Raw genomic sequence first — 18,839 nt, 5'->3', positions numbered from 1 at the left:
GTTCGGCACGTCGGGCAACCTTAGTAGCCAAGTGAAAGGTGGTTCTTTTTGTTGTTTCATCTCGACCGATCCGCCATTCTCACGCACGACCGCCTAAAGTTTCTCCACGACGTCGTCCCGATTGACGAGCATCTGGATAACATCGAAAAGTTTATTCGGATTTGCTACGAAGAGCAAGGGTGGCAAGTCGCGCAGTCGCGACGCGTCATCGCCCTTCGTGCGACAGACCAGGACCGATTGTCGAGTGCGTTCAAGGCGAGCCTCTACCTCGGGAAGTATCGCGATATGGCGAATACCAACCGATTTCTCCACAACATGGTAGCCGCAGGGCATTCGTACGAACCGATTCGCGGTGAGAGCGTGCTCTTCCTATTCATCGGGGTTGGCAAGACGGTCTACGACCACCTTGTGACATACACCGTGGGGCGCCCTACTCGTATCGCCGGCGGCCAGCGGGCCAACGTACCCTGGGGATTCGAGTTGCCTGTCGAAGCGAGAAATCCAGATGAGTACGAAGAGGAGCTCGAACGCATTCGGGGAGTGATTCGCCTAGCGAAGCAAGAGCGCGTCGAGCAGATGCAAGCCGCGCGCGCAAAATTGCCAGTTGGCTATATTATGCCACCATTCCTCATGGAATTCTCCGAGGAGGCACTGATCAAAACTGTGTTTCGGCAACGGCTGTTCGAAAAAGGCGCCCAAGGCGCAACGGTCGATGTGGCTACGGACATGCTGAATGCCGTTCTCCAAATCGACGAGGAAAAGTGGTCCTTCCTCATCGACTACCACGGCCCTCACCTTCAGCAGTGGGAGAAGGCGATGCGCACGCTTCGGCGCGACAAGTTCACGCTCTCCGATATCGCCGACAAGCTCGGCATCTCCGTAGACGAGGCGCTGCAAAGCAACCTGTACGACCTCCTCATCGAATCGGTGGGCAAATTGCCCCCATCCATGTGGGAGCGTGAACGGTAAGGCGAGACTAGGAGCATAGCGACGTAGCGAGACCTATCCTGTGGGTAAGGCGAGACTAGGAGCATAGCGACGTAGCGAGACCTACCCTGTGGGTAAGCGAGACTAGGAGCGCAGCGACGTAGCGAGACCTACCCTGCGGGTAAGCGAGACTAGGAACTCAGTCGAAGCGCTGGGCGCCAGTGAGCAGGGGGACGAGAGCGCGCGGGGAGTCGACGATGCAGCGCGCTCCGGCCGCCAGGAGTTCGGATTTTTCGCCGAAGCCGTAAGTGACGCCGACGCAGGGAATGCCATTTGCGGCTGCACCGTGGACGTCGTGTTCCCGGTCGCCAATCATGATACAAGCCGCTTTGTCGAGATGCGCGGTCTCAAGCACGGTGCGAATGACGTCATCTTTGGACTCTATCGATCCGTCGAGTTCCGCACCGGCGACGGTCTCGAAAAACGGCGCGAGTGAAAAGTGTTCGAGAATCCGCTCTGCGTAGATGCGGGGTTTGGATGTGGCAAGATGTAGGTGGCAGGAATGGTCGACGAGCGCCTTCAGCACGTCCCGAATCCCGTCGTACACCTCGTTCTCAAACATTCCGATGGGCTCGAAACGCTTGCGGTACTGGGCGAGGAGCCGCTCCGCCACTGCCGCGTCGGTCGAGTCGACGAGTTTGAGAAAACTCTCGCGCAAGGGAGGGCCCACGACCCAAGTGAGTTCCTCGAGTTTGGGTGCAGGATAGCCTTCCGCAACGAGGGCGTGGGCCACGCTCTTCGTAATGCCGAGGCGGGAGTCTGTCAGGGTGCCGTCGAGATCGAATAAAATATGTGAGTACACGCTTGTCCTCCTCGTGAATGAAAGACCAGTTCCTGTCTGAGAGGAACCGGTACATTGAGGGTACTCGCTGGGAATTTGCGTTGCAAGTTCAGAGTGGGGTGACGGAGAGGACGATCCAAATACCGCCGCGGCCCTGCTTCTCCGGCTGGTATAATTCTAGTACATATGTGCAGGATCGGTGTTTGACGCGTACCACCGCGTGCATGAGGCCGTCATCCGAGTCTCGAAATTGCTCGACAAACGTATAGGCGTCGTTCATTCGCAAGCCGAGGTGTACCGTACCGACCTCCTGGGCAGTGCGCACGGGACTAAGGCGCCAGAGGTATTGTCCGTTGTCCACCGCCCGCTGAATTCGTTCATAATCTTCGCCTGGGATGACGACGGATCCAGTCACCACTTCTGGGCATGCCATGTTTTTTTTGGCCTCCTTCGTACGACTGACGATGGTGCATTGTATGGGTCACTCGCCTTTTTGTGATAGGCCATGGCCCAGTGGCCAGATGTTTTAAATGGAGAAGGGATGAGTGTGATGAGTCTTACTGGAACCAACAGAGTAGCTGTTGTGACGGGGGCAAGTGCCGGGATTGGCTATAGCACGGCAATCGGTCTTGCTCGTGCAGGATTTCGCCTAGCCGTCGGCGCCCGCCGTGAGGATAAGTTGTCCGCGCTAGTGGACGAACTGGCGCGCATCACGGGGGAAAAGCCGTTTGCCGCACCGCTCGACGTGACCGATAAGGCGTCCGTCGACGCCTTTGTACAAGGGGTCGTGGAGCACTATGGCCAGGTCAACGTGCTCGTGAACAACGCCGGCAAGGCGCTCGGCGTCGATTACATCGATGAGCGGGCCAACGAGGAAGACTGGGAGGTCATGCTCGATACGAACGTACTTGGACTGTTGCGCATGACCAAGCGACTTGTCCCATACCTTGTGGAGAGCGGGGATGGGCACATCATCAACTTGGGATCGACCGCTGGGCACGAGGCGTACGCTGGAGGTGGTGTGTACTGCGCGACAAAGTTCGCCGTTCGGGCCATCACCGGGTCACTTCGCCAGGAATTGCTCGGCAAGCCAGTGCGGATTACAAGCATTGACCCTGGCATGGTCGAGACGGAATTCAGTGTCGTCCGCTATCACGGGGACACCTCTCGCGCCGCCCAAGTGTACGAGGGATTGCGTCCACTGAACTCAGAGGACGTTGCAGACTGCATCGTGTTTGCGGCTACGCGTCCAGCACACGTGAACATCGACAACATGATTCTCAAATCGATCGACCAAGCGGCCGCCAAGCGATTCGCACGAAAAGGGCAGTGACTTTGCACAACCCACGCATGGCTAGCGCGTCGACGCAGAAGGAGGAACATCGATATGCTGATTACTGCCGATGAGCTGCACCAGCGGCTAGCGGACGCGGAATTGGTGATTTTGGATTGTCGATTCAGCTTGAGTGACCCTGAATGGGGGCAGCAGATCTACGCGAAGTCCCACATTCCCGGCGCTCACTACCTCGATTTGGAGCGGGACCTATCGTCATCGGTCCATGAACACGGCGGTCGGCATCCACTTCCGGACGCGGCGGTGTTCGCCAATACACTCGGGCAAGTGGGCGTCAATCGCAAGTCTACCGTCGTCGTGTACGACAGTGGCGAAGGAATGGCTACACGCGCATGGTGGTTGATCCGGTACGTCGGCATCGAGGACGTGTTGGTCCTCGACGGCGGTTATCAGGCGTGGATCGATGGCGGGTTTGCCTGTTCCACGCAAATTCCTCCACGCGTTGATGGGAACTATGATGCGGATATACACCCTGGTTGGACGGTCGACGTAGATGACGTTCGCCGCATTGTGAGCGGCGAGTGGGACGCCATGCTCATCGACGCTCGCGCGCATGACAGGTACACTGGGGAAGTCGAGCCAATTGATGCAAAAGCGGGGCACATCCCAGGTGCTGTCAACTATCCGTGGCAGAACGGGCTGATGGAAAACGGCCGGTGGAAACCGGATGACGTTCAACAGAGGCGGTTTGGCGACGTCGTATCAAAAAAGCAACCAATTGTGGTGTATTGTGGTTCGGGTGTGACGGCTTGCGCAGACATTTTTGCCCTGAAATTGGCGGGGGCAGAGGACGTACGCCTCTATGCGGGAAGTTGGAGCGATTGGATCACCTACCGGGATAATCCTATCGAGAACGCTTAACAGGCGGGCGAAATCAAAGTAGAATGTACGGTGTGCAGGAGTATTCGCAATGAATGCTCCTGCACGCCGTTTTTTTGTACGTTCTCGCCTCTTCTGTAACATCTACACAGCATACAACGTCTAACATGCGAGAACGTCAATCGCGGTTTTCGTCCATCGTCGTCTACTCTAGCAATGCAAATTTCATGGGTTCTGCCGGGGAGGAGCATATACATGCAGCATCAACCCGAACGACAGACACACTCACATACACAGTTGTCTCAAAAAGCGCGGCGAGCTGCCAGAGGTCGTCGCCGAAAACGACGGCTTATCGCCGCGAGCCTCAGCGTCTTTGGCGTGCTCCTGCTGTTGTTTGGCGGCAGCATCGGTGTGGCCTTTGGTACACCGTGGGGATCGCACTTGCGGCTCTTAGCCGCGGAGACGGTGGCGTCGACTCGCCACTACGAATGGGCCCGCTATCTGACGACTCCATCAGAGTACGCGCAGATCATGAAAGAGCTCAACGGCATCGCCGTCCGGCAATCGAGCACGGATGACGTCTCCGTCGCAAATACGAGGGATATCGCGGATGTAGGTGGGCAACCCGTTCAAGTCATCCCGCTTCATCAGGACGGATATACCGGTTATGTGATGCTGGTCCAAGATCCGAAGCTGGTCCGCCTCGTACCTGCACAGGTGCATGGTTCGACGGGGGAGTACATTACCGATATGGCCAAACGCGTGGGCGCGATAGCGGGTGTAAACGCGAGCGGCTTTGAAGATCCGAATGGAAATGGTTGGGGTGGTATACCAGTCGGATTGGAGTACGTGAACGGCACGGTGAGACAGTCGTCGAAGACCGATCCCAGTTGGGCGACCGTCGGCTTTACCAACGACGGCGTGATGGTCATGGGCAATTATACGACGAGTGACCTGGCACAAATCGGCGTTCGCGACGCGATGCAGTTTCATCCGGAGTTAGTGGTGGATGGTCAACCGACCATTACGCAAGGTGACGGTGGCTGGGGGCTGGACCCGCGCACGGCCATCGGTCAGGAACGTGATGGCACGGTTATATTTGTCGTGATCAACGGGCGTTTGCACGGTGGTCACTCGATTGGTGCCAGCATGAAGCAGGTGATGGATATCATGCTCAAGTACCACGCCGTGAATGCGTGTGCGATGGATGGCGGATCTTCGTCCGTGCTCTACGACGACGGGAAGATTCTCAACTCGCCATCCACACTCGATCCGAACGGTCAGCGCCACCTACCTGACGCATGGATGGTATTTCCCACGGAACAAGCGGCGAACGACGCCGTCAACTAATCTAGTGACCTTCCCAAAAGAGGACGCAAAACGCAAGTTTCGCGTCCTCTTTTGCGTCTCAGCACAAAGAAGGTAAAATTGAGATCAGCGGATGGCAACGATTTGCTGTCCCCGTTCGTTCGAGAAGAGGTGAACGCATGCAGGTCAAAAGTGTCGATGAGGCCAGGGCGTGGCTTGCACAGTACGTCGGTCAAACAGTGTATCTGCACATGGAAGTCAATCCACAAGGCTACATACGCAACGTACCCGTTCAACTGAAACTCGCCCACATTCACGGTGACGGCGCGTACCGGGTTTACCTCGAATGGGAACAGCCCAACGGCATCGTCCAACTCAACGACGTCACAGATTTCTATGAAGAGAATGGTGTCCTCATCTTTACGGCATACGACAGTCAGTCTCGCATTGCACATAGCCTGGAGGTTAGCCCGAAGGCATTATCGATGTAACATTTTCGGAATACGTTTTTGAGTGTGAGCGGGGGGAACAGATGTCTACCATTGTTGCTGTTTTTGCTCATCCGGACGACGAATCGTTCATTTGCGGAGGGACGCTGGCCAAACTGGCGACTGAGGGTCACAGAGTAGTGCTCGTCTGTGCGACGCTCGGAGAGATGGGGCGTCGGATGGGTGTCCCACCTGCGGTCACCCGAGAGTCCATCGCCACGGCGAGGGAGCGAGAACTGAGAAATGCGTGTGAGGCGCTGTCCATCGCGCGGCTCGAGTTACTGCATACCCGCGATAAAACACTGGAAATTCAGCCCGTAGAGGCGCTTGTCGAGCGGGTACTCGGCGTCTTGGAAGAGGAGCGCCCAGATGTGGTGATCACATTCCACGATCCGCTCGGTGGACACCCTGATCACTGTGCCATCGGCCGCGTCGCGACCCGAGCTTTCGAGGCGTACGCGTGCACCGCGCCATCGGAACGCACGTGTCGACTGTTTTACGTCGCTTGGAGCGATGACGTCACTGCGTTTAAACGCTATCCGCAGCCGGTCATCGATATGGTGACAGTCGATATCCAAGGGACCAAGGTGCAAAAATTGGCTTCCTTTCGAGCCCACAAGACACAGTCCGGCTTGAACCGCTCCATCTGGGGGAGTGAGAGACAGAGTCTCGGCCAACTGTCGAATTGGGAGTACTTCGTGCACGCGCAGGGTCCGCGACTCGGGCGACGAGACAGCTTGGTTGACGGCAGGTAAGCGGGGGAGGAGAACAACGCTGATGTACTTTGACGATTATTTTGTAACGTCTCCTGAACAGCGAGAGAGACTTCGCATCACAAAAGAACTCGCAGATGCGTTTTCGCAACGCGCGGCCCAGCACGATGAGGACGGCAGCTTTCCACATGAAAATATCGCCGATTTGCGCAAGTCCGGCTACGTGACGTGGACGGTGCCAAAGGAATATGGGGGATTGGAAATCTCGTTGCGCGAGTTATTGCTTCATCAGGAGCAACTCGCCCGTGGAGATGGCTCCACCGCCCTCGCCATCGGCTGGCACGTCGGGATGATTTTAAACTTGCGCGCAAGTCATGCGTTCCCAGATGCGCTCTTTCAAGCCATTTGCCGATCGGTGATGGATACGGGGGCACTCATCAACAGTTGTGCGAGTGAGCCGGCCACGGGGAGCCCGAGTCGCGGAGGGCGCCCGGAGACGACCGCCGCGCGCGTCGACGGCGGTTACCGGATCACGGGTCGCAAGACGTTTAGCACACTGTCGCCAGCGCTTGACTGGATTTTGGTGACGGCTGGCATCGCGGATTCACAAGAGGTCGGCGAGTTCATTGTGCGCGGGCAGGATGTGCAAATTGTCGAGACCTGGAACACGCTCGGGATGCGTGCCACGGGTAGCCACGATATCGTGTTGGAAGACGTGTTCGTGCCTGACGCGTACGTTGTAACTGTGAAACATCCGAAGGAGCGCAGCGCCCGCAACAATGACGGCGGCGGTTGGATGCTGCATATCCCCGCCTGTTACCTTGGGGTGGGGCTGGCTGCGCGCGACTTTGCGATGAACTTTGCGGCGACGTATCAACCGAATAGTCTTTCCCACCCAATTGCTGACGTTCCACATATCGAAGAAAAATTGGGTCAAATGGAATTGAAACTCCTCAGTGCCCGAACGCTCATGTATGACCTCGCGGCACGTTGGGATGCGGGTTCCGAGGTCGACAGACCCCGCTTGCGCCCGATGTTTGGCGCAGCGAAGACACAGGCGACGAACGCGGCCTACGAAGTGGTCGATCTCGCCATGCGCGTCGCCGGCGCCCGCAGCCTCGCCAGAGGGCTGCCACTGGAGCGCTACTACCGAGATGTACGCGCAGGATTGCACAACCCTCCGATGGACGACATCGTCTTTAAAATGCTCGCCAAAGAGGGGACAGCACCATTTCGCAAGTGAGAAGCGGTCCTTTCGGATACCCGTTCAGGAGAACAGCGGCTGTCGCAGTAGCGATGAGCCGCTATTTTCTCGTTTTTAATCCGATAAAGAAGATTGGAATTAACTTGATTTAGTTACTACCTTTGTGTAAGATAGTCTGGAGAACATCTGAGAGGAGGCGTCATCCTTGGCAATCTCAAATCGTGTGGTCAACCTGGATGGACCCACTGCCGGTCAGCAGACAGAAGGCCGTCGTGGTTTCAACAAGGGATTTATGACCTTTGCACTCATTCTCTTTTTGGTCGGAACGCTGTATATCGGCTTGGCAATCTCCTTGACACAGGCACTCCTCTATTTAGTGGGTGGTGTACTCGGGATTACCTTATACCATGCTCGCTACGGATTCACGAGCGCATGGCGGAACTTCATTGTCGCTCGTCGCGGTGCGGGGCTGCGCTCACACATGGTCATGTTCCTGATCGCAAATATCCTATTCTTGCCGCTTCTCCTGCGTGGACATATCTTCGGACACCCAGTGGTGGGTTCCGTTTCACCTGTGGGTCTGTCTGTGTTCGTGGGGTCATTCCTCTTCGGCATGGGCATGCAAGTGGCCGATGGCTGCGCGTCGGGGACGCTTTTCCATACAGGTGGTGGCGACGTGCGAGGACTTCTCGTGATCGTCGGATTCATCGTTGGTTCGGTTCTCGGCAGTTGGGGCTTCACGTGGTGGCAAGGGACGTGGAATGTCGGCCCAGTCTCCTTCATTCACTCGTTTGGCGCGGTGGGTGGTTTTCTGTTTAACCTATTGCTCTTAGCGATTGTCTTCTTTGGCACCCTCGTGTGGGAACGCCGCAAGCACGGGTCGATTCAGTCGATGGTCCGCGGCGGTGGAAGCGGATGGAAGGCGATTGTTCGGGGGCCTTGGTCACTCTTTATCGGGAGCGTCATCCTCGCTGTCGGCAACGCAGTCGTGATGGTAATTTCCGGCGGCGCATGGGGCGTCACCTTTGCGTTTGCGCTCGTCGGTGCCAAAATTTCGCAGGCGATTGGCATTCCGGTCGCGCACTGGGGATATTGGCAAGTGCCCAGCAACGCCACGGCCCTTCACGCGAACATGTTTGCCAACGCGACGGTCGTGCTCGATGTCAGCGTCATCGTCGGCGCACTCTTGGCTGCGTCGCTCGCCGGGCGATTCCCGAAACCCTACTTCCGCCGTTTTCCAGCTCGCATGATCGTGGGTCTGTTGGTGGGCGGTGTGCTGATGGGATACGGGGCTCGCATTGCGTTTGGCTGTAACATCGGCGCCTACTTCGATGGCATCGCATCGTTTAGTTTGCACGGTTGGGCTTGGATGGTCTGTGGTTTTATCGGCAGTATCATCGGTGTGAAAGTGCGGCCTTGGTTCTCGTTGTCAAATCGCGCAGACTAACTGTCGCGTCCATGTGAAGGGACACCCTGGTCCCAGGGCTGTCTCACTACTCACTGCACTGAAAAGGCCCTTAGGATAGGCGAAAGCCATCCTAAGGGCCTTTTCACAATCATCCCCAAACCTTGGCAATGCTCGCCGTCGTCGAATTGAGAGTCGTACGGAGGGGAGTTCCGACAGAGATCGGGGTCAAGCCTTCATCGAGTCTGGAAGATGTCGTAGGATCACCGATTCAATTTGGCTGCCGCGCGCAGACCACGTTTGCTCGCGCAGAAACATCTCACGCAACTGCAGGTCGGACCGACGTTGCCCGGATAAGATGGCGGTGATGGCTGCCGCCGCGGTCGTTGCATCAGGAGTCAGCCACACATGGTCGGTAAACTTACTCATTTCACGCGTTGGCGTCGCGATAACTTCTTTGCCAGCGGCCAGGTATTCGTATACCTTCACCGGATTCACACTCTCCGTCAGCTTGGTGTTTGCGAATGGATAGAGACAGGCGTCGAAGCCGGCGAGGAACTCTGGCAACTGCGCATACGGCTTGCGGCCGAGGAAGTGAACGTTTGGCAAAGCTCGAATCCTCGACACGTCCGTCTCCACCGGACCAACGAACACAAATTGAACGTCCTTGCGCAGAGTGGCTAGATTGTAGAGTAAATCGAAGTCTAACCAAGCCCCAATTCCGCCCACGAAGCCTACGCGCGGCGAAGGGATGTCGCAGAGGTCGGCGTGTGGGGTGGCAGTTGAGGTTTGGGCGAAGTGATCGAGTTCGACCGCGTTCGGGACGAGGTATACGTCGTTGTGAAAGCGCCGCATTTTCTCCACGAGTGCGTCGGCCGTCGCGAACACGGCACGACTCTGATAGCTCATATCCGCCTCGAGTGCCTCGATGACGTCGCTGCGCGTGAGGCCGCCAAACGCGCCGTGATCGTCGACGCAGTCGTAGAAGGTGGCGACAGGGCTAAGCCACGGAATCAAGTCGACTGAGCTGGGCAGGTTGGATAGGAGAATCGCTTCCGAATGGACGTGCTGGCGGATTTGTCGGGCCAGCAGGCGCTGGTTGAATCGGTTGACGAAACGAGCCATGTGATAAAAGGGAATCGTCGTCATTGGCTGCAGCACTCGAATTTGCCCGTCGCCGAGGGACTGCACCTCGGCCACCGGGGTCTTCGGGAGCATTTTGTCGCGTAAGGACGGATTGCGAAACGGACCGATGAGCGTCACGGGCGGCTCTACGAACAAAACAGGCCAACCGCGCCCCGCCAATTGTCTGGCGAGGTGCTGTGGCCGGGCGGTGATGCCGTCCCAAGGGACGGCAGCAGTGATGACGACGGTTGGGTACATAGGATGGCCTCCAACTGCGAGCGATTGAATTCGACTTGTCGGTGTGTTACAAACTGCTGCGCTTTAATTTCAGATACTGAATGACAGGCCGATAGATACACATCAGCCCCCCGAGGATCCCGACGAACAGGAAGAACGGACGAACGGCGTCAAATACGATGAACGCGAGCAGCGCAAAGTACTGTTCCCCAATGAGGAAGCCCCGAAATGGGATAAACGCGCGCAGCCGTTGCGCACGCGCAAAACCGTCCTCCAAATGCGCGTCGCCGTCCGCGGGTGCATTTGGCTGTGCGCTAGCGGCCGGTTGTGGTTTCCCCATGCGAATCTGCCCGTAGTACTCCAATAGATAGAGGACAAATAGAGCAAACATCGCATACAACCAGATACGGTTGTCGGGTCCGTGTAACCTCGTGTAGCCATAGGCGAGACTTGTGTAAATGGAAAATTCCTTAATCCGGTCCGCAACCTGGTCAATCCATCCGCCAACCGGGGAAAACTGCTGCTTGTAGCGCGCAAGTTGTCCATCGGCACAGTCAACCACGTAAGAGATTTGGACGAGCAGAAGTCCAATGAGTACATCTCCTCGCACTCCGCGAAGGAAAAACGCACAGCCAATCAATGCGATGATGAGAGACGATATCGTTAACGCGTTCGGCGTGATCCCGGTTTTGCGGACGATATAGACGAGGCGAATGGACAATGGGTAATAGATGAAGTTTGTCCAAATATCGATAGGTCGCTTCGCACACGCGTTAATTTTGGCGAGTTCACTCATCCTTCGTCCACCTGCACAAACGCGCGAAGGACCTCCTGAATGGCGTATTCATAGTCCTCAGGGAAATCGACTTCGACACAAGGCAGGCCGGTGATGTCCACCGCAAACATGTCGTGCTTGTCCGCCATCACGTTGAGCGCGTGCTCGAAAAATTTCATCTCGTTGGGCGACACCGCCTCGTCGAGCACCGTGGCGCGGAATCGCTTTGCAAAGTCGCCGGTAAAGTTGGCGACGCCGATGAACTCACCGTAGCTCGCATTCGGATCTAAGTGTTTTCCAATCGCCGTGATTTGGTCGTTGTCTACCTGGACTTTGACTTCCTCTTCGCGGCATTGTTTGCGGTCAATCGCGAGGAAACCGCCACCGGTGTAGGTACTCAAGCGCTGCAAAATGCTCTGTTCGAAGACGACGTCGGCATTCATGTAGTAAAAATCGCCTTCGAAATCCCGCAGGGCCCTCGCCAGTGAGTACAGGGTGTTGGTGGTCTCAAAATCCGGGTTCTCAATATATGTGACACGCATTTCCGGGTGGTGGTTTTCGATGTGGCTTTGAATCATTTCCTTTTGGTAGCCAACGACCATGCGGACGTCTAGCACACCGATGGATTTGAGCGCGTCGAGCTGCCAATCCAATATTTTTTTCGGGCCCATGTCCAACAGGCACTTTGGTTGATGATCAGTGAGCGGGCGCAGTCGCATGGAACGACCTGCCGCAAGAATGATACTTGTTGCCGTCACGTGGCGGTCAACTCCTATTCGGAAAATTTAACCCAATGAAATCTGGAAAGGTCAGCGGGTACGACACCTTTCGACAATCGTACTACTCTATATAAGCAACCTCTGCGGGAAACGTCAACAAACGCGGGGATGGCCGTCCCCGCGCGTCACCCTTTCGCGAAATCGATATATCCCGATTTGCCACCTGATTGAACGAAGATGTCCACCGCGTGGTATTTTTGCGATCCGAACTGAATGACACCCGCCGTTTCGTACAAGGTCCCGTCGGACTTCTTCGCTAGGAGCTTGCGCGACGAGAAGATTCGACGCTGGCGACCGTTCACGTACATGTTGACGAAAACAGATCCCTGATTATTGCCTCCGAGATTCCACTGTTCGCCAGTGCTGTTCGATGGAATTTGTTCCATTTTTACAGGGATGCGCACGCCTGATGCCGTCTGCTGATACTGGTCCGGCAAGGGAACTTGTCCACCACTGCGCAAGTAGATGACGCCGACAACGACAATCACCAGAATCGATAACAACCACTGGCGTCTCATGTAAACTCCTCCAGTGGGTTATTTCTCTTGAATGTCGACAGACTCGATGTAAGCCGTTTTCGTCGGTTTACTCATTTCACCGTTCATCTCTGGATTTTGAACGACCGGAATCGCGGCGATCTTGTCGACCACGTTCATCCCGGACACCACTTTTCCAAAAATCGTGTAATCAGGCTGTTGATTTAGGCTGTCGACTTGTTGGCCGGTGCCGATAAAGAACTGGCTGCCATTTGTATTGGGGCCGCTATTTGCCATCGCCACGATGCCAGGCGCATATTTTTCCTTCGGCGGCAACTCGTCTTTAAACTTGTACCCAGGGCCGCCGGTGCCATTGTTTTTCGGATCTCCAGTCTGGATCATGAACGATTGAATAATCCGGAAAAACTTGTCGTCGTGATAGAAGTTGTTCTTCGCCAGAAAGACGAAATTGTTTACGGTCACGGGGCTCTGGTTCGCAAACAGCTGAATTGTGAAATCACCGTAGTTCGTATGTACGACTGCGTTGTACTGTTTGTTTGTATCGATCATCATTTTCGGTGGCGACGACCACTGTTTGGTCGTGGGCTTGAGTACGGGCTGTTTCGCGGCGGCACTCGAGTTGCTTTGCGAAGATTGGTTGCTGACTTCTTGTGCAGACCCACCCGAGGTATTATTGGCGCCGCAACCTGCGGCGAGTGTCAGTGTGACCATCGCCACGGCCAACCCTTGGACTGTGTGACGAAAACGCATCTAAAAAAACCCCCTCAAGAGTACTTGGTTCACAAATGCAATGTCGAACGGAGCGGTGTTTTGTCGTGAAGCACCACCCGTCCCATCATAGCATGACCAATCGCGCGGAGAATGAACGATTTCTGAAAGCTGCACCATTAAAATTGCAATTCGACCCTTTGACAGACGACATTCGCGAAGGTGGCAGGTTCGGTACCATCTGAGGAGATGACGTTTGCATCCACGGTGACAGGGCTTTGTCGGCGAATGGCGTGCCGCAAGAGGTGTGCGAAAGCGGAATCCACACCTTCCGGTGCACTGTACATCGTCCCTCCCAACAGGCCAGCCGCTGCGACGCAGATAATGCCTTCGGACGCGGTGGCAATCCATCTTCGTTGTCCGTCGTATTGGCGCAGAAACCGGTGTAACCGGGTGTCGTTCCAAATCTCCGATGTATAATGACCACCAGGGATGACGAGCAGATGTAAATCGAGAGGTACGGTATCCTGCATGGCGGCGTCAGCCATCACCCGCAGACCCTCGGCAGTGGTCACACTATCGCCTGCCAGGGAGAATACGCGCAGCCGCCACTCCCGCTCTTGCACGGACTGCAGCAGCGTGGACACGCCAGCGAGTGCAAACCGTGGCAAAGCCACCAGTCCGACCTTGTACATGGGCCGACCTCCTTGTCTTGCTCCAACACATCAAATCTATCCTAGCAAATGAGCGGAGGTGAGGGAACACAATGAGGTTCAGGGGATTCATTCTCCGCATCTTGTCGGTGCTCTCATTACTCGCGTGCTTAGTGCTCATCCGCATTCCCTATCTGGGTACTCTCGGCAAGCATGGGCACGGGCTCTGGGGCGGCTTGATGTTCGTAGCGCTTCAAGCCATTGCCAGCATTTTGCCCATCCCATCGGAACCGGTGATGACGGCTTGCTTACGGGCGCAGGGGTTGGTGGCCGGGACCATCGAGAATTGGCTGGGTGCGCTCGCGGGAGGCGTGACCCTGTTTCTCGTCGGTCGCATCGCTCTTCCGAGTATTTCGAGGCTGGTGCATCATCCGCGCGCGTATCCGACGTATCGACGCATGTTAGACCGCCTGCAGCCCGGAGGGTTTTGGGCACTCGTCGTGATTCAGCTCTTACCCCTCCCATTTCTCGCCGTAAACCTCATCCTAGGCGCGATTCCCAGCGTTTCTCTACGCGCGTACGCACTGGCCAGCGGCCTCAGTATGGCTCCGTACCAACTAGCTTGGGCCCTTGTGTATATCGGTGTGATGCACACAAAACACCTCGCTCTGTGGATGGTCCTCCTGGCAGTTGGCCTCGCCGGGATGGGGGTCATTTACCGGATGGCAAAAATCAGAACGGAAAAATAATTTATCGATAAGAGAAGGCATTTTTGCGAAAGTGGCGAATTAAATAAAAATGACACGGTGTCATTTTGCGCGCTCAGAATTCTTCAGCGCGTGTTATGTTTGGTGCAACTGTAAGCGTATACAGGAGGCGTGTCCGATGTCCAACTCCATCCCGTATTCCTCATTGCCGCAAACTTTTTTTGAAACCGCTTTCTGTTATCCTGGACGCCTCGCAGTCTCCGATCCGACCAGCGGCGACGCCGAGTCGCTGACGTTTGAACAAATGTCGGCGAGAATCTTCGGCGTCGCACACAACCTTGTGGGGCAGCGCGTCCAGACTGGCGACAGGGTGGGACTCGTGTCTGCCGGGCGGTCGTGGTGGCCGATTTGTGATTTTGCCATTCTCACCATCGGAGCGCGGACTGTTCCGGTATACCCGAGTCTGCCGCCTGGTCAGTTAGGCTTCATCGTCCGCCACTCAGGCATGTCGGGAATCTTTGTCGAAGACGCAAAACAATTTGCGAAGCTGGTCGCCGCACATCAAGAGGAGCCCCTGCCAATTCGGTTTGTGGTCATCCTAAACGAACAGGAATGCAGGGCAATAGACGCGCTAGAGGCACCATGGCCCGTGTTTAGCTACCGTTCGTGGAGCCGACAGACGGCAGACGAGGCGGCTGTTAGAAACCGCTTACGGGATGTGCAGTTGGACGACGTGGCGACGATTGTCTACACTTCGGGGACCACCGGCTTGCCAAAAGGCGTTTTGCTCACGAATCGAAACATCCTTTCCAACTATTACGCCGTCAAGGAGCGGCTCGACATCGGCCCGAACGACGTCCACTTATCGTACCTGCCTTTGAGTCACATCTTCGAGCGCACGTGTGGGGAATATATTCCTCTCCTGTCGGGCAGCGCGGTGTATTATGCAACGAGCATCGACACGATTGTCGCCGACTTCGCCCGCGTTCAGCCAACGATGTTTACCACCGTTCCCCGGCTGCTTGAAAAGGTTCAAGAGCGAGTGGAAGGGCAGATGCGCCAGACCGGCGGCATCAAACAGCGGATTTTTGAAAGCGCTATGGCGGCAGGGGCGAAGATGCACGTCGAGGGGCAACGCGTCTCGTCTTTACAAACGAAGTTGTACGACAAGTTGGTCTATCAGAAAATCAAGCAGGGGATGGGTGGGCGACTCCGGTTTATCGTCAGCGGTGGAGCCCCCTTATCGCCACACGTTTGCCGTTTCTTTATGGCACTCGGGATGCAGGTATACGAGGGGTACGGGATGACCGAGACCTCGCCGGTCATCGCTTTTAACTCGCCCGACGCCCCGCGGCTTGGCACGGTCGGTCGACGTTTGAGCAATGTCGATGTCACGGTGGCCGAAGACGGTGAACTGCTGGTGCGCGGTCCGAGTGTCTCGCCGGGATATTACGACAACGAGGAGGCGAACCTCCAGGCGTATACAGAGGATGGTTGGCTGCGCACGGGCGATTTGGCGGAGGTTTCCGCGGATGGATATATCAAGATTACAGATAGAAAGAAGCATCTGATTGTTTTGTCGACTGGCAAGAAAGTCACTCCGGCGCCGATTGAGGCTGAGATCTTGCAAAGTCCCTACATTGACCAGGTGTGCCTCGTCGGCCAGGCCCGCAAATTTGTGGCGGCTGTCGTGGTCCCGAATGAACAGGCTATCGCTCGTTGGCAGCGCACTCATCCGGAGCTTGCCAAGGATCCAGCTCAAATCGTCGCGTTTCTCGAAGCGGAGGTGGAGCGGGCGACCGCACAATTCGCGAGGTTTGAGCAGCCGAAGCGAATTGTCCTGGCAGAGCCCTTTACGATTGAGAACGACCTTCTGACGCCATCGCTGAAAGTGAAACCAAAGCAGGTAGGCGAACGCTATCGAGTTGAAATTGACGAACTATACCGCCTCCCGACAGGTGACGTGGCGCCTTCTCCACGCGTTGTGGCAGGCGAAGTCGGGATGTCGATTCCAAACAACTGAAGGGTTGTCTCTTCACGTACTGACGTCTCCGTGGTAGTCTGTACTATTGCAGGCTTATCCAAAAGGAGGCGTCGGCGATGGGAGACGAACGTTTGAATTTGCTTGAAGGGCTAAATCCGGAACAGAAGCAGGCAGTTCAGACGGTGAGTGGCCCGCTTCTGGTCGTCGCTGGAGCGGGAAGCGGGAAGACCAGTGTGCTCACCCGACGGATTGCGTACTTGATTGGCGAGCACAAGGTACCGGTGCATCAGATTCTCGCCATCACCTTTACGAACAAAGCGGCGCGCGAGATGAAGGAGCGCATCCGCAAGTTTATCGGTGCCCGCGCAGACGACTTGTGGATGGGTACGTTCCACAGCATCTGTGTCAAGATCCTTCGCCGTGAGGCGGAGGCGCTAGGCTATAGTGCGAATTTCACCATTCTCGACAGCGATGATCAACAGGCGCTCATCGCGCAGAGTTTACTCGACCTAAACTGCGATTTGAAGAAGTTTGACCCCCGACAAATTGGCAGCGTCATATCACATTGGAAAAATCTGATGTATACCACAGCGGACGTGAAACGTCTACCACTCGACGAGTCGCTCAATGAGGCTATCGCGGTGGACGTCTATGAGCTGTATCAAGCTCGCCTGTTCGCGGCAAACGCCATGGACTTCGATGACCTCATTATCCAAACCGTCAGGTTGCTCCAGACCGATGAGGACGTGCTCAGGCGCTATCAGGAGAAGTTTCGCTATATCCTGATCGACGAATACCAGGACACCAACCAGGCACAGTATCAACTCGTTCAGACCTTGGCGCAGGCGCACCGCAATCTTTGTGCGGTGGGCGACGCAGATCAGGCGATTTACGCTTGGCGCGGAGCCGACAGCGAGAACATGCTTCGGTTTGAGCGGGACTATCCAGAGGCCACGGTGATTTTGCTCGAGCGCAACTATCGGTCCACCGAAGCGATTTTGTCGGCGGCCAATGCGCTGATTGCGAACAATCGCAAGCGCCGGGAAAAGGTGCTTCGCGCTGTTCGTGGGCGCGGGGAAAACGTCGGTGTCGTCTGTCTGACGGACAGTGAACAAGAAGCGGCGTTTGTCGCAGGGACGATTGCGCAACACGTAGCGGATGGCGGCAGTTACGGAGATTGTGCCGTGTTGTACCGCGCGAACGCACAGTCGCGGGTCATCGAGGAAGCGCTGATGGGACAGGCTATCCCCTATACCATCGTCGGCGGCCTCACGTTCTACGATCGCCGGGAGATCAAGGATATCTTTTGCTACTTGCGCGTGTTGACGAATCCGAAAGACGAGATCTCGCTCTTGCGGATCATCAATACGCCAAAGCGCGGGATTGGCGAGCAGACAGTCGGCCGCTTTCTCGATCACGCCCACGAAGCGGGGATCACCCTCTTCGAGGCGTTGAAGTTTGGCGAAGCGGCGGGTGTATCGAATCGGGCCAGTGAAGCGGCACGTCAGTTCCACGAACAATTACAAGAACTCATGCTGTGGATGGAAGGCATGCCAGTCAGCGAGTATCTGGCCGAAGTGCTGCACGCCACAAAGTACCGCGAGTTGTATCTGCAATCCGGCAAGAAGGAAGACCTCCAGCGCGTGGAAAACATCGACGAGCTATTCAGCGTCACCAAGTCGTTCGATAAACGCCGCGGCGGCACTGTTCAGGAGTTTCTCGCCGAGGTGAGCCTCTTGAGCGACGTCGACAAGGAGAAAGAAAAGGGCAAGGGCAACGTCCGGCTGATGACGATGCACGCGAGCAAGGGCCTCGAATTTCCACTGGTGTTTCTGATTGGCGTGGAAGAGGGGCTATTTCCTCACCCGCGGTCGATGGACGACGAACAGGCTGTGGAAGAAGAGCGGAATCTTTGTTATGTTGGCATGACGAGGGCCATGGACCAACTATATATGACATATGCGGTCGAGCGGACGCTTTTCGGCCATGTGACGAATCGGGATCCGTCGAGATTCCTCGGCGAGTTGCCGGACGACTGGGTGAATAAAATCGATCTCGCCGTGCAACACAACTTGGCCATCAGCCCTGGCATGCACGTGCGCCACGTCCAGTATGGCGAAGGTATCGTCCTGCACGTGGCTGCTGGCAAAGACGGCGGAGACGACCAAGTGCAGGTGATGTTTCATCCGTCCGTGGGAATGAAGTGGATCGGGAAGAATCTGTTACGGCCTAAGGAAGAATCCGTGGTACAATAAAGGCACTGTCCGAAAAGTGATGTCGGGGAGCGGTACATCTGCCACATCTCTTTTCGCTTA

General features: G+C 56.1%; 19 protein-coding genes. 11 read left to right on the top strand and 8 right to left on the bottom strand.

All coding sequences use genetic code 11. From position 1 onward, the window contains the following. Positions 1-51 precede the first annotated feature (51 nt). Positions 52-969: a hypothetical protein gene (locus NZD89_RS21770; RefSeq protein WP_268004793.1), complete on the top strand. Its 918-nt coding sequence runs from the start codon at positions 52-54 to the stop codon at positions 967-969. 157 nt (positions 970-1,126) lie between these two features. On the opposite strand, the gene NZD89_RS21765 is transcribed toward NZD89_RS21770, so the two are convergent. Both NZD89_RS21765 and NZD89_RS21760 read right to left on the bottom strand, forming a co-directional pair. Next, positions 1,127-1,789, bottom strand: a complete 663-nt coding sequence (locus tag NZD89_RS21765) for an HAD hydrolase-like protein (RefSeq protein WP_268004792.1) — start codon at positions 1,787-1,789, stop codon at positions 1,127-1,129. An 88-nt stretch (positions 1,790-1,877) separates the two neighbouring features. Beyond that, positions 1,878-2,201: a hypothetical protein gene (locus tag NZD89_RS21760; RefSeq protein WP_268004791.1), complete on the bottom strand. Its 324-nt coding sequence runs from the start codon at positions 2,199-2,201 to the stop codon at positions 1,878-1,880. Between the two features lie 117 nt (positions 2,202-2,318). Between NZD89_RS21760 and NZD89_RS21755 the strand changes: the two genes are divergently transcribed. From NZD89_RS21755 to NZD89_RS21725, 7 genes are all read left to right on the top strand, one after another. Next, positions 2,319-3,101: an SDR family NAD(P)-dependent oxidoreductase gene (locus NZD89_RS21755; RefSeq protein ID WP_268008576.1), complete on the top strand. Its 783-nt coding sequence runs from the start codon at positions 2,319-2,321 to the stop codon at positions 3,099-3,101. 54 nt (positions 3,102-3,155) lie between these two features. Continuing rightward, entirely contained in the window at positions 3,156-3,983 is an 828-nt protein-coding gene (locus tag NZD89_RS21750) for a sulfurtransferase (RefSeq protein ID WP_268004790.1), read from the top strand. Positions 3,984-4,196: 213 nt separating this feature from the next. Further along, positions 4,197-5,291, top strand: coding sequence for a phosphodiester glycosidase family protein (locus NZD89_RS21745; protein WP_268004789.1), 1,095 nt, complete (start codon positions 4,197-4,199; stop codon positions 5,289-5,291). A 137-nt stretch (positions 5,292-5,428) separates the two neighbouring features. Continuing rightward, on the top strand, positions 5,429-5,740 hold the full coding sequence (locus NZD89_RS21740) for a DUF1806 family protein (protein ID WP_268004788.1): 312 nt from the start codon (positions 5,429-5,431) through the stop codon (positions 5,738-5,740). Positions 5,741-5,781: 41 nt separating this feature from the next. Continuing rightward, positions 5,782-6,492, top strand: coding sequence for a PIG-L family deacetylase (locus NZD89_RS21735; protein WP_268004787.1), 711 nt, complete (start codon positions 5,782-5,784; stop codon positions 6,490-6,492). A 22-nt stretch (positions 6,493-6,514) separates the two neighbouring features. Next, positions 6,515-7,693 carry an acyl-CoA dehydrogenase family protein gene (locus tag NZD89_RS21730; RefSeq protein ID WP_268004786.1) on the top strand — a complete coding sequence of 393 codons (1,179 nt, stop codon included), beginning with the start codon at positions 6,515-6,517 and terminating at the stop codon, positions 7,691-7,693. A gap of 166 nt (positions 7,694-7,859) precedes the next feature. Continuing rightward, positions 7,860-9,101, top strand: a complete 1,242-nt coding sequence (locus NZD89_RS21725; RefSeq protein WP_268004785.1) for a YeeE/YedE family protein — start codon at positions 7,860-7,862, stop codon at positions 9,099-9,101. Between the two features lie 186 nt (positions 9,102-9,287). Here NZD89_RS21725 and NZD89_RS21720 read toward each other — a convergent pair whose 3' ends face one another. From NZD89_RS21720 to NZD89_RS21695, 6 genes are all read right to left on the bottom strand, one after another. Further along, positions 9,288-10,442 (bottom strand): glycosyltransferase, encoded by a 1,155-nt coding sequence (locus NZD89_RS21720; RefSeq protein ID WP_268004784.1) that lies wholly within the window; start codon positions 10,440-10,442, stop codon positions 9,288-9,290. 46 nt (positions 10,443-10,488) lie between these two features. Beyond that, complete coding sequence (locus NZD89_RS21715; protein WP_268004783.1) at positions 10,489-11,217, bottom strand: CDP-alcohol phosphatidyltransferase family protein; 729 nt, start codon at positions 11,215-11,217, stop codon at positions 10,489-10,491. Beyond that, on the bottom strand, positions 11,214-11,954 hold the full coding sequence (locus NZD89_RS21710) for a phosphocholine cytidylyltransferase family protein (protein WP_268004782.1): 741 nt from the start codon (positions 11,952-11,954) through the stop codon (positions 11,214-11,216). The genes NZD89_RS21715 and NZD89_RS21710 overlap by 4 nt, the downstream gene beginning before the upstream one ends. 146 nt (positions 11,955-12,100) lie before the next feature. Next, complete coding sequence (locus NZD89_RS21705) at positions 12,101-12,493, bottom strand: hypothetical protein (RefSeq protein ID WP_268004781.1); 393 nt, start codon at positions 12,491-12,493, stop codon at positions 12,101-12,103. An 18-nt stretch (positions 12,494-12,511) separates the two neighbouring features. Next, positions 12,512-13,222: a peptidylprolyl isomerase gene (locus tag NZD89_RS21700; protein ID WP_268004780.1), complete on the bottom strand. Its 711-nt coding sequence runs from the start codon at positions 13,220-13,222 to the stop codon at positions 12,512-12,514. Positions 13,223-13,359: 137 nt separating this feature from the next. Next, a complete protein-coding gene (locus tag NZD89_RS21695) occupies positions 13,360-13,875 on the bottom strand; it encodes a DJ-1/PfpI family protein (RefSeq protein WP_268004779.1) in 516 nt (171 codons plus the stop codon). Positions 13,876-13,946: 71 nt separating this feature from the next. Here NZD89_RS21695 and NZD89_RS21690 point away from each other — a divergent pair, with 71 nt between their 5' ends. The 3 genes from NZD89_RS21690 to NZD89_RS21680 all read left to right on the top strand — a co-directional run bounded on the left by NZD89_RS21690 (position 13,947) and on the right by NZD89_RS21680 (position 18,779). Continuing rightward, positions 13,947-14,582 carry a TVP38/TMEM64 family protein gene (locus NZD89_RS21690; protein ID WP_268004778.1) on the top strand — a complete coding sequence of 212 codons (636 nt, stop codon included), beginning with the start codon at positions 13,947-13,949 and terminating at the stop codon, positions 14,580-14,582. A gap of 136 nt (positions 14,583-14,718) precedes the next feature. After that, positions 14,719-16,563, top strand: a complete 1,845-nt coding sequence (locus tag NZD89_RS21685; RefSeq protein ID WP_268004777.1) for an AMP-dependent synthetase/ligase — start codon at positions 14,719-14,721, stop codon at positions 16,561-16,563. 77 nt (positions 16,564-16,640) lie between these two features. After that, on the top strand, positions 16,641-18,779 hold the full coding sequence (locus tag NZD89_RS21680; protein ID WP_268004776.1) for an ATP-dependent helicase: 2,139 nt from the start codon (positions 16,641-16,643) through the stop codon (positions 18,777-18,779). Positions 18,780-18,839 lie beyond the last annotated feature (60 nt).

Origin of the sequence: Alicyclobacillus fastidiosus, from assembly GCF_026651875.1 — a bacterium.
GTDB lineage: Bacteria > Bacillota > Bacilli > Alicyclobacillales > Alicyclobacillaceae > Alicyclobacillus > Alicyclobacillus fastidiosus.
The sequence above is the reverse complement of the archived record's forward strand: the minus strand, read 5'-3'. Positions and strand labels throughout refer to the sequence as shown.